General features: G+C 25.6%; 12 protein-coding genes. 2 read left to right on the top strand and 10 right to left on the bottom strand.

The features are described 5' to 3' along the window. Positions 1-295: 295 nt before the first annotated feature. Both MBFIL_RS09130 and MBFIL_RS09125 read right to left on the bottom strand, forming a co-directional pair. Positions 296-1,552, bottom strand: a complete 1,257-nt coding sequence (locus MBFIL_RS09130) for a transglutaminase domain-containing protein (protein ID WP_066973782.1) — start codon at positions 1,550-1,552, stop codon at positions 296-298. 642 nt (positions 1,553-2,194) lie between these two features. Beyond that, entirely contained in the window at positions 2,195-2,866 is a 672-nt protein-coding gene (locus MBFIL_RS09125; protein WP_066973780.1) for a 2,5-diamino-6-(ribosylamino)-4(3H)-pyrimidinone 5'-phosphate reductase, read from the bottom strand. Positions 2,867-3,147: 281 nt separating this feature from the next. Here MBFIL_RS09125 and MBFIL_RS09120 point away from each other — a divergent pair, with 281 nt between their 5' ends. Continuing rightward, entirely contained in the window at positions 3,148-3,525 is a 378-nt protein-coding gene (locus MBFIL_RS09120) for a carboxymuconolactone decarboxylase family protein (RefSeq protein WP_066973779.1), read from the top strand. 53 nt (positions 3,526-3,578) lie between these two features. On the opposite strand, the gene MBFIL_RS09115 is transcribed toward MBFIL_RS09120, so the two are convergent. The 7 genes from MBFIL_RS09115 to MBFIL_RS09085 all read right to left on the bottom strand — a co-directional run bounded on the left by MBFIL_RS09115 (position 3,579) and on the right by MBFIL_RS09085 (position 9,386). Beyond that, the gene (locus tag MBFIL_RS09115; RefSeq protein WP_066973777.1) at positions 3,579-4,337 is read right to left on the bottom strand and encodes a TatD family hydrolase; all 759 of its coding nucleotides are present in this window, start codon (positions 4,335-4,337) and stop codon (positions 3,579-3,581) included. 58 nt (positions 4,338-4,395) lie between these two features. After that, positions 4,396-5,160, bottom strand: a complete 765-nt coding sequence (gene uppS / locus MBFIL_RS09110) for a polyprenyl diphosphate synthase (RefSeq protein WP_066973774.1) — start codon at positions 5,158-5,160, stop codon at positions 4,396-4,398. Further along, positions 5,161-5,988, bottom strand: a complete 828-nt coding sequence (locus MBFIL_RS09105) for a phosphate acyltransferase (RefSeq protein ID WP_066973773.1) — start codon at positions 5,986-5,988, stop codon at positions 5,161-5,163. A gap of 164 nt (positions 5,989-6,152) precedes the next feature. Beyond that, positions 6,153-7,415: a glutamate-1-semialdehyde 2,1-aminomutase gene (gene hemL / locus MBFIL_RS09100; protein WP_066973771.1), complete on the bottom strand. Its 1,263-nt coding sequence runs from the start codon at positions 7,413-7,415 to the stop codon at positions 6,153-6,155. A 24-nt stretch (positions 7,416-7,439) separates the two neighbouring features. Next, positions 7,440-8,069 carry a cobalt-precorrin-8 methylmutase gene (locus MBFIL_RS09095; RefSeq protein WP_066973770.1) on the bottom strand — a complete coding sequence of 210 codons (630 nt, stop codon included), beginning with the start codon at positions 8,067-8,069 and terminating at the stop codon, positions 7,440-7,442. Positions 8,070-8,216: 147 nt separating this feature from the next. Further along, complete coding sequence (locus MBFIL_RS09090; RefSeq protein ID WP_066973768.1) at positions 8,217-8,912, bottom strand: DUF6882 domain-containing protein; 696 nt, start codon at positions 8,910-8,912, stop codon at positions 8,217-8,219. 87 nt (positions 8,913-8,999) lie between these two features. Beyond that, positions 9,000-9,386, bottom strand: a complete 387-nt coding sequence (locus MBFIL_RS09085) for a TipAS antibiotic-recognition domain-containing protein (protein ID WP_169805524.1) — start codon at positions 9,384-9,386, stop codon at positions 9,000-9,002. Positions 9,387-9,767: 381 nt separating this feature from the next. On the opposite strand from MBFIL_RS09085, the gene MBFIL_RS09080 reads away from it, so the two are divergent. Next, positions 9,768-10,322 (top strand): flavodoxin family protein, encoded by a 555-nt coding sequence (locus MBFIL_RS09080; protein ID WP_066973763.1) that lies wholly within the window; start codon positions 9,768-9,770, stop codon positions 10,320-10,322. Between the two features lie 85 nt (positions 10,323-10,407). Here MBFIL_RS09080 and MBFIL_RS09075 read toward each other — a convergent pair whose 3' ends face one another. Next, positions 10,408-12,000: an FAD-dependent oxidoreductase gene (locus MBFIL_RS09075; RefSeq protein ID WP_066973762.1), complete on the bottom strand. Its 1,593-nt coding sequence runs from the start codon at positions 11,998-12,000 to the stop codon at positions 10,408-10,410. Positions 12,001-12,400 lie beyond the last annotated feature (400 nt).

Below are 12,400 nucleotides of genomic sequence, written 5' to 3'. Positions count from 1 at the left end.
TTATAATTCTATAAATGTAATTTTAAGTTAATTAACAAAATTTAAAAAATTAGATTTTTGAATTGTTGCACAGCCTTCTCATTAAATAAAAAAATATCTGAGAAAAATTAATAACAACATTAAAACTCAAAATAAAGTAAATGTTATAACAAATTAAGAAAAATTATAAAGATTTAAAAAAAATAAATAAAAAAGCTGTTAATAATATTTAATTATTAATAGCCATTGACAAATTAAATTAGTCTATAAGATTAATTACTGATTAAACAAAAATTAAAATCTTATATCCAACAATTTAAAATGGAATTTGAGCATAAATTCCTTTGAATTTATAAGAGCTTGTGTCCCAGTTCTTTATAGTACCAAGACTATTTCTTGAGCTTGTTGCATCTGCAACAATCCAATACTTACCTACTAAGATTTGTGCCCACACATGACCATATGTACTTCCACTTGAAAAATGGCAGTTACCATGAACATATCTTACACTTAATCCACTTGCACGAGATAATGCAACGATTAAATTAGTAGTATCTACACAATTTCCCTCTTTTTTGAGTAATGCTTTTTTAGCCCCATATTTAGTGTCATAATAAAAACTATAATCTAAATTATCTCTAACCCAATTGTATATAGCTAATGCTTTTTGGTAATCAGATGTTTTACCATTTGTTAAAGAATCAGCTAATTTTTTAATAGTTGGATCATTAGACTGAGCTTTTTTAGAAGACTTAAGATAACTATCCTTTGTGAAATCAGATTCTACTGCTTCAGTATTTAAACCTTTATTTTTACTAATTACAAATGTAGGGTTTGAAGAAGAAATCTTAGAAGAATCTACTCGATTAGCAATCTTGTCACTAGGTAAATAATTATTTATCTTGTTTTTGTGAGAATATATTACAAATGATGACTGATCACGAATCAGAACACTGCATGCAGTTATTAAAATCCTTTGATACTTAATTTTTCCTAAAGGACTAGATGCATAATTAGGAATTCTATTATTTCCTAAAATATATAAATTTACACGCTTAATCAAATCATAAGACTTTGATTTTGAAAGCTTACCATATTTATTATTCCCTAAAGGTTTAGTAGGATTTTTAATATTATATTTAACAGTTATTGCATTGAAATTTTTATTCAAAGACTTAAAATATACTGAACGTGAAGTCAAATACATGAACTCGGGCATTGTAAATTTATAACCATTAATTTTAACATAATTAGGTAACTTTTTATTTTTACTAGCATATTTATATACATTTTTAGATGCATTTATAATATCATCTTTAGAAACAGACTTTGGTCTACCTGAATCCCCAGCAGCATTAGCAACTGACTTAGAAGAAGATTTACTAGAAGGTTTCTTTAAAGTTTTACTGCCACTTGAAGTATTTACATCCTTTGTAGTTGTTAACTTATTTTCAACACTCGATATATGGACCTGCTCAATATTTACATTCTTATTATCAGTGAAATTGACATCACTAGCATATGTTGTGCTTATTGCAAAAAAGCAGATAGCAGAAAATATGACTAACAGCAAAGCAGTTCTTTTCGCCGTAATTTTTACACCTCAACTTACTCACTGCATAAATAAAATTAATTTAAAAAATTAAAAATAAAGTTTCAATTTCTAAAAAATATTAATTTTGCAATGGTTAATTTTAATATTAGGCATAATTACTTATAAGTATTTCTAAAAAGAAATTACGAATATAAATAAGGTTTTTTAAAAGAATAAGAATTAAATAAAAAGGATTCCAGAAAATTCAATATGTTTAGCCCATTAGCTTTAAAATATCAAAATATTTCACTGAATTGGAGTTAGATAAAATATAATAGAACTGTAATAAGTATAGATAAAATATCAACATTGTATCATTTAAAAAGAATATGTATAGGGTTTAACCAAACCATATACGATTTTTTAGAAAATAAGGTAAGAAAACAAGATATTATTGCTTTTTAATCATTGAAACATGATAACATGAACATTTAAAAAATGTTTAAGTTAAATAGTAATAAAAAATAGCTAAATTCAAATAATATTAAAAAAATAAATAAATCAAAAGCATTAATGATTATTGGAGTTATATTTAATTAAAAAAAGAATTAAAAAACTTTAAATAATCCATTAAATAAGAATAGTTAATTATGAAAGAAAATAGAAGAATTAAGTAAAATATTACTTAATATTTAAAACATCATATTTAAGAACTAAATCTTCACCAACATGTAATATATCCTTTAATTTAAGAGGAATTGCATTTTTCATAAAGCCAAAGCCTTCTCCATCAACAAGAGTTTTAGAATATTTACCTCCAACAACCATTGGAGCAATACAAATATTAATTTCATCAATAAGTCCTTCTTTAAACATTGAAAAGTTTAAAGTAGATCCACCTTCAAGCATAAGAGTTTTTATGCCTTCTTTAAAAAGATATTTCATTAATTCATTTAAATCAACTTTATATTCTCCAGATACAAAAACATCCACATATTTTTCAAGAAAATGAACATTATCTAAATAATTTTCATCTAAAACAGCTTCTTTTGAAATAGCTATTATAGTTTTTGCAGAATCATTTAAAACATTAGAATTATGAGGAGTTCTAGCTTTACTATCTACAATTACCCTCACAGGATTATCAGAATCATTAGAAGATATTTTATGAGTAGTTAATTTAGGATTGTCACTTAAAACTGTATTTATTCCTACCATTATTCCATCCACATCTTTTCTAAGCTTGTGAACTCTCATAATATCTTCCAGACCAGATATCTCAGAACTCCCTGTTTTTGTAGCTATTTTACCATCTAATGTCATAGCAGCATTTAATATCACGTAAGGCTTCATTATATTCCTCTAAATTATAGACAAACTTTTAAAAAAAGTTTGATCAAAAGATATTATAAAAATAAGCATTTCAATTATGAGAAATGCTTTTATTAACTATCAAAATTATAAAATAGTATATTAAAAGAATAATATATTAAAATATAATGATAAAATAGTATATTAAAAGAATAATATATTAAAATATAATGAACAAATATTATAAAGTTATGTTTAATATTTAAAGTAACAAAAATATCAAAGTTAATAAAAATAGAATGAATACAATACAAAGTGATTTCATGAGCAATAGATATGAAAAAGGTATGGAAATACTAAAAATTACAAATAAAGATAAAATTGAAGCATTGTTTGATGAATTAGAAGATATTGCTCCAGATTTAGGTAGATTTGTTGTTGAATTCCCATATTCTGAGATATATACCAGAGACACATTAGATTTGAAAACAAGGGAGTTACTTACAGTGGCTGCATTAACTGCAATGGGAACAGCACCTGCACAACTTAAAGACCATATAAATGCTGCATTAAACGTTGAAAATAGTCCTGAAGAAATCGTTGAAACAATAATGCAAATGTCAGCTTATGCAGGATTTCCAGCTGCAATTAATGGAATAAAAGCTGCAAAAGAAGTATTTAAAAATAGAAATTTGTTGTAATATGATTAATAGAACATAAGGATATTATAAAGTAATATAATTTAGTTTAATAGTTAAATATTGAAAACTTCAATAGCATTAGTCTCTGTAATTTCATTAACTAAATTTAAATCAATATTTTTCAATTCAGCTATTTTATTCAGAGTTTTATAAACATTATAAGGCTCATTACGCTCCCCACGAATAGTTGATAAATAAGGACTATCTGTTTCAGTTAATATATTATCTAAAGGAATTTCTTTAACTAAGTCTTGATGTTGTTTTGAATAAGATAACATATTAGAAAAAGACATGAAATAGCCATTATCAACTAATTTATTAGCTGTTTTTAAGCTACCACTGTAACAATGAAAAATAACTGAAGGAATATCATCAAATTCTTGAATAAGATTAAAGGCTTTCTTTTCTGCATCTCTACAATGAATAACAATTGGCTTTTTATAATCATTAGCTAAAGTAGCAAATTGTTTAAATATTTCTATTTGTTTTTCTCTTTCTTTTTTATCTTTTATATAAAAGTAATCCATTCCAACTTCACCAATAGCTACAATATCATCCATATACTCAATCATATGATTAATAGCTATTTCAATATCCAATTCAGAGGATTTTCCTGAATTAGTTGGGTGGAATCCGAAAGTAGGATAAATAAATCCTTTATTATTGTTTGAAAGTTCAAAAACTCTTTTATTACCCTCATAACTAGTTCCAGAGTTAATGACGGCTCTTAATTTATCTTTTGCTCTTTTGATAACCTCATGTCTATCATTATCATACTCTTCAAAGTCCAAATGACAATGTATGTCAATCATTTTATAATCCTCAATTATTTATTAAATTATTTATGCTAAATACCATTATGTTTTAACCTTAATTACCAAATCGTCTGTCCCTTTCTTGATACGATCGAATAGCTCTTAAAAAATCAACTCTTCTGAGTTCAGGCCATAGACTATCACAAAAATACAATTCAGAATAGGAAGATTGCCATAATAAAAAACCACTAAGTCTTTCTTCACCACTAGTTCTTATAATTAGATTAGGATCATCTAAGCCACCAGTATATAAATTTTTACTAACTAAATCCTCAGTAATATCTTCTTCGGTTATATTACCCTTTTTTATTTCAGTAGCTATTTTTTTAATAGCATCAACAATCTCTAATCTTCCATCATAGCCAATAGCTAAATTAAAAAGTCTTTTATCATATTTAGCCGTTGCATCTTCTGCTTCTTTAATCGCCTCTCTTACTTTTTTAGGTAGCAGTTCAGCTCGACCTACTACTTTGACTTTTACTTGATTTTTATGGATTTTTTCATGACTTACAAGTCTTTTAAAGTTCTTTGTGAATAAATTCATCAAACCCTCAACCTCTTCATCAGGACGATTAAAATTTTCAGTAGAAAAAGCATAAGCTGTGACAATCTCAATTCCAAGATCAATACTCCAATCTAAAACCCTTTCCAATGCATCAACACCTATTTCATGCCCTTTAACAACATTAATATTCCCTTGAATCTTAGAATATCTCCTATTCCCATCCATTATAATAGCTATATGTTTAGGCATGTTTTTTTGATTTAATTTTCTGGAAATATACCATTCATAAAGTTGATATAAAAATCTTAATTGCACTTATTCTTCCCCTTTTTGATTAAATTTAGCTAAATTATATGCAAATTTTATAGATCTGTAGTATCCCTCAACACTTTGATCTCGACTTGTATCAATAAATATTTTATTAAGTCCAAGAGCAATAGCTCCATAACTATGCCATGAATTAAGCAAAACTAATGTTCTAAATATTATATTCCCAATTACACCATTTGGAGGAATTATAATATTATTTCCCTCATTAATTGCTTTTTCTATTAATATATAATAATTTTTTATATGATAATCATTAGTATTACCCAAATATATATCATCATCAGTTAATTCATTACCATATAATAAATTTTTAAGTTTTTTAGTTAATATTTCACTTTCCTTTAATGAATCATCGATAAAAGAAGACCTATCATAATCATCTTTTCGTCCTGAAGATAAAATAGCTATTTTAGGTGTTTTACCAATAGATTTAATAAAATTACAGCATTTAATAGCTATTTCAACCTTCTCATCTATATTTTTTCCTTCGTCAATCCCTACAGGACTTAATAAAAATTCAAAAGCATTGTTATTTAGATTATCATGATTATTACTATGAACATTATCAATTTTTTCTTTAATATATGTTGCTCTAACTATCTCACTTTCAGAAAAATTTTTAATTTGTTTAAGTAATACAGATGAATTTAATGAACCCCTAATAATTGCATCAACTTCATCATCTTTGAAAGCATCTATGATGTCATCAACAGATGTAACTATTTCAATATCCAAGTTAGGGATATCCTTTACCCTTTCACAAGCAAACTTAATATTTTCATTTTCTCCTAAACCTACTACAATTTTTATCATTAAATAAATAGTATATTTAAATTAATTAATATATTTTATTTATATTACTTATAATTTTGATTATGAATATAAATAGGAATATAAAAATAGTAAGAATAATAAAAATAGTAAAAATAGTAAGAATAATAAAAATAGTAAAAATAGTAAGAATAATAAAAATAAAATTAAAATACAGTTCTCAAAGCAGATTCAATAGATAATGCTAAATTTTCTAAATCTTCATTAGTATGCGCTGAAGAGATGAAACAACATTCAAATTGGCTTGGAGGAATAAATATTCCTTTTTTTAGTAGTTCATGAAAATAGTCATTGAATTTATTAACATCTGATTTTTTAGCATCATCATAGTTGAAAACATCTTCTGAGTTAAAGTATAATTGAAACATTGAACTTAAACCTACAGGTTTGATAGCTAAGCCTAAATCATTTATAATATCAGATATCCTATTTCTCAATTTTTCTGATTTTTTATTTAAATCTTTATAAAATTGAGGAGTTAATTCCTTTAAAGTAGTTAATCCACCAGTTATTGAAATTGGATTTCCATTGAAAGTTCCTGCTTGATATACTTTTCCTAAAGGAGCTATTAATTCCATTATTTCCTTTTTACCTGCTATTGCACCAATTGGAAAACCTCCACCTAATATTTTTCCAAATGTTACTATATCCGGAGTTATATTGAAATATTGTTGAGCTCCACCATATTCTAATCTAAAGCCAGTTATAACTTCATCAAAAATAAGTAGAATATCGTGTTCTGATGTAATTTCCCTTAAAAACTTTAAAAAATCATCTTTTGGCTCAACACAACCAATATTACCCATTACAGGTTCAACAATAATAGCTGCAATATCATTTTTATTTTCTTCAATTAATTTCAGTAGTTTTTCTTTATTATTAAATGGAGAAGATAATGTATTTTTTGTTGTATCCTCTGGAATTCCTAAAGAATCAGGTAAACATGCTCCTCCTGATCCAGATTTAACAAGTACATAATCATGTGCACCATGATATGCTCCTTCAAATTTTACTATTTTATTTTTTCCTGTAAATCCACGAGCTAATCTTATTGCACCCATAGTAGCTTCTGTTCCAGAATTAACAAACCGTACCATTTCAGCGCAAGGTACCCTATCAATTACCATTTTAGCAAGTTTAATTTCATTTTCTGTTGGAGCACCATACACTGTTCCAATAGCTATTTGTTTTGTGACTTCTTCAACAATTGTAGAATGAGAATGTCCAAGAATTAATGGACCATAAGCAAGACAATGATCAGTATAAACATTATCTTCAACATCCCATATTTTAGAACCTGATGCTTTTTTAACAAAGAAGGGATAAGGTTTGAATGCACGAACTGGGGAATCAACCCCACCAGGAAGATATTTTTTAGATTGAACGAATAATTCTTCATTTGAATTCATTAAATCACCTTTAAATAGAAATAATTAATAATTAAGTTTAACCAAACGGATTAATGAGTTAATAGACGCAACCGCGACAGGAGTGCCTCCTTTAGGTCCTTTTGTAACAATGCTTGGAATATTACTATGTATTAAAGCTTCTTTAGAGTCAGCAGCCCCTACAAAACCTACTGGAGCACCTACAATAGCCTTAACATTTAATTTATTACTTTCAAATAATTCAATAGCTTTGAATAATGCAGTTGGAGCATTTCCAATGACAATTATTCCTTTAAATCCAATGTCACTGGCATACTGAATAGCTGCAGAAGCTCTTGTTATATCAAATTCTTTAGCTATTTTAATAACTTCATCATTTTTAATAAAACAGTCCACATCACCATCATATTGAGTTATTCCAGATTTAACCATATTAATATCAGTTAAAATATCTTCATTAGCTTTTAATGAATCAATTGCATTTTCTACAAATTTTGGATGGAACTGAACTAATTTTGCATATTCAGGGTCTGCAGTTGAATGAACAATTCTCTCAATAATATCTGCCTCTGTAGGATCAATTTCTTCAATTTGATCTTTAATTAAAGATTTAACAATAATCCGACTTTTTTCAGCTATTAATTTCCCTTCTTCAGTTGAAGCACCCATAAACATAATATCAGAACTCCTTTAAAAAAATATTAATTTGATAACAAAATTTGAGTCATTAAGATTTATATATACAAAATTAAAAATTACTAATTGAACACTGTTTTAAATTAAAACTACTAATTGAGTAATATTTTAATAGCTATTTACTTATTAATCCAATGTTTGAATATGAGTTAAGTTACCTCTTTCACTAAAACCAACAATAACTCGTGATTGATCAATTTTAGCAACCGAGAAATCATCCCGTTCCTTATATTGATAACCACTAAGTTCAGTGTAACCTTTAAAAGCAAGTCTTGGCTTAACATCAAAATTCTTACAAAAAACATTGTAAATCTGTGAAAAATTTGAAACAGACTTTTCATGAACAATTTTATCAGATTTTATTGTTAAAAAGAATAATATCCCATTTAAATCCACAACATAATAGCTATCGTCTCCAAATAAGACAGAAATTGTCATAACCATTATATGAGCTTCTTGTAGAGCTACTTCAAAAACATTTTCCACAAATTGTGAAATATCATAAGTTTTACCCAATTCATAAATAAATTTAGATTCTTCAATCAATTTTTCAGGAAATCCCACATCTTCATTATCCCAAGCCCAATTCCATTTACTGGTTTCAAGAGATAACGTTCCAATTAGCTGTACTGGAAATTTAAAGTTATTTTCCCATGTTAATGTACCTTCCTCAATATTTAATTCTGGAATATCTTCACCTACTAATTTAATTAAATCTTCATAATGTTCCAATGCTAATGCTCCAGTTTTAGTAAATAATGATTGAAGATTATCCTTTTTATCTATTTCAATTAATAATTTTTCTTTTATAACATCTTTCATGATTTAACTTTAATATCATATATTATTAAAAGATTATGATATTATGAAAATAGCTAAAATTAAATTAAGTAGAATAAGTGAATTAAATTATTTAACATTAGATTCTGTGTAACAAAACATTGCTTCTGCCATAAATGAGGATAAACCTTTTTTATAATTGTTAAAAAATTTTATAAAGTCTTCATGTTCAGAATATAAATTAGCCAATTCAATATATGAGTTTTTAGTTGTTTTAGTAACTGTACTTGTAAGTTTATAGTGTTTAGCTATTAGTTTTTGAACTTTTTTTGAATTGTAGTTATTATTTCTCATTAATTTTGCAATATTTTTAAATAAAGTATCAAGATTATTTTGATAACTTTCCCATTCATCTTGAGACATAGTTTTAATAATATTATTAGCTTTTTTAAATGTTTTATTACCATATCTATTAACAATCTCATTATTATACTTGTCTTGACTTTCATCAGACATTTCACCATATATATTATTATTTAAAGTTATAAAATCACATCCTAAGCTCATAAATATATTTTAAGGACAATATTTTATTTTAAGGACAATATTAAATTAGATTAATTATTATTACAATTATTCATAATATAAATTTTTAACTAATATTATTATATTTACCAAAAACAAATATAAAAATATAAAAATATAAAAATATAAAAATATAAAAATATAAAAATATAAAAATAGAGAATGTATAAACATGTATTAATTAATAGAAATTGGTTGTAGATAACTTTATCTATAATTAATTTAATGGAAAATAAACTACAGTAGCTCATGTTGAATCTAATGAGCTATTAAAAATAATTATAATTTGATATAAGCATATGAAGTGATTTTATGAAGATTATGGGAATTGTTGGGAGTCCAAGAAGAGATGGAACCACTTATACAATAGTTGAAAAACTATTAAATAGTGAAGAAGAGCAAAAACATGAATATGAGATTCATAGATTAAATTCATTAAATATAAACCCATGCCAAGCATGTTATTATTGTAAAGAAAATGATGGGTGTGATTTAGATGATGATATGGTCAATTTATATAAAGAATTATATGATTCTGATCTTATAGTTATTGGATCTCCAATATATTTTGGAGAAGTTACATCACAAACAAAACTATTTATTGATAGATTATATGGACTATATAATAATAAAAAAAGAGAATTTAAAGATAAAAAAGTCTTATTGATCTATACTTATGCAAATTCTGATGAAAATACCTATAATAACTATATTGAAAACCAAAAAAAATATTTATATGATTTTGTAGGATTTAAAATAATCGAAACAATAAAACTACATGGAATAGCTGAAAAAAAAGACTATTTAAATAATAAAGAATTAATTGAAAAATTAGAAACAATAAAAACAAACCTAATAAATCTTTGATTAGGAATTAGATTAATAATTAATTGTTACTTTGAATTTAAAGAGTGTTAAGGTAAAGAGTGTTAAGTTGAATTTAGAAGTTTAATTATAGTAACCTTTCTAAATTTTTTACAGCAGGACCATGAATAACTTCTCCTTTGTATGAAAATATTGATCCATGACATGGGCATTCCCATGTTCTCTCAGCATCATTCCAGCAAAGAGAACAGGTTTTATGAGTACATTGCCCTTCTAAAACAAAGACATTTGCAAATTCATCTTTATAAATAGCCATTCTTTTATCTTCAAATTCAATTAATTTTGCAGAATCTAATTCTAAATTAACAATATTATTTCCTAATGAGTCCCAATGAACCAATTGAGTACTTGAAAACTTATTTGTTTTATCATCATTTAATTTAGTACTTAAATCTTTAAATCTTAATGGATCAAATATATCCTTAAAATTATTTTCACACTTAAGTATTAAATCCCTAATAACCATCCCAGAGATTGTTCCATTTACCATTCCCCAGCTATTAAATCCTGTTACAACATAAATACTTTTTTCAGATGTTTCACCAATAATAGGAAGTCTGTCTTCTGTTAAATTATCTCCACCTGTCCAGAAGTATTCAAATGACTCAACATCAAATAACTCCTCAGCTAAATCCCTCATTTTCTTGTAAAAATCCCATTTACTTCCAGTATCCCAAATTTTATGATGCTCCCCAAGTAAAATAACAAGCGTTCCTTTCTCTGTTTTTATTGATCTTAAAGTACAAAAAGGATCTAATCTTACAAACATTGATTTTGGAAATTTATTTCTTATATAAAACCCCAAAGCATGAGATTTATTCTGAATCAGATGTTTGTATACTGAATCTGGATCAAATATTGGAGAATTTGTAGCTATTACAATATTACGAGTTTTAACTCGCCCATTTTTTGTAATAACTGTTTTAAAATCATTAGCATCTATATTAAAATCTTCATTATTACCACTAGAATCAGTATATTTGTAAATATAATCAAGATCCTCAATTTTTTCTGAGGTGATTAAATCTACACCATCTTTTTCAATGGCTATTACTTTACTATTTTCAAAAATAAATGAATCCTCACCATTTACATAATCTGCAAGACCATGCAAATATTTAAAAGGATGGATTTCTCCTTGATTTTCATAGACTAAAGCATTTTTATTTCTTTCAAATGGGAAAGGAACATTATTAACTATGTCACCATCAATATTCAATTCATTTAATGCTTCAAGTTCCTTTTCAAATAATTTTAAGCTATTTTGACCATCAGATAAAATATAAAATGGAACAGTCTTATAATCTGCATCAATATTCAATGTAGTTACCAATTCTCCCACTTTATTAAATCCCTTGCTACAGGCATCTTTAAATTTTAATGCAAATTCTTTTCCAAATGTAGACAAAATATGACTATACATTAAAGGTGAAGCATAGCTAACTTTAGCAGTTGATGTTCCCGTAATATAATGACCTATTTTATTAGATTCAATTATAGCAACTTTCAAGCCCTCTTGTTTAAGTAAAGTTCCTATAGACATTCCTGCAATTCCACCCCCAATAATAGCTACATCTACTTCTTTTTCGCCTTTAAGTTCAGCATAATCAACTGAATCATCAGTATCAACCCATACAGACATATGTTTTCCAAAGTACAAAAATTCAACTCCTTTAGATTATGAAGTAATAAATTAAATAGAATAATATGATTAGAATTATATAATTAATAATTAAACATTGATAAATAATAATTTTATATATACAATATCAACTTATCTTATATTTATACATACTAATATATCAATTTTTTGAATTTTCAATGAAAAATAAATAAAATAATTATATAAACATATATGTTTTAAAAATATTGATAGCTTAAAATATATTAAAACTTTTCAATAATATAACAAATACTAATCAAAATTAAAAATATTAATTGGCTGTGCAATGATTATTTTTTGTAAAAATAGATATCTAATTAAAATAAATTAAAATATTTGTAAGTCACTAATACATATTTTTTATAAAAAATAAATGTTTAAAATAGTTATAATTAAT

This window comes from Methanobrevibacter filiformis, from assembly GCF_001639265.1.
Classification (GTDB): Archaea; Methanobacteriota; Methanobacteria; order Methanobacteriales; family Methanobacteriaceae; genus Methanacia; species Methanacia filiformis.
This window is presented reverse-complemented; position numbering and strand designations above follow the sequence as displayed.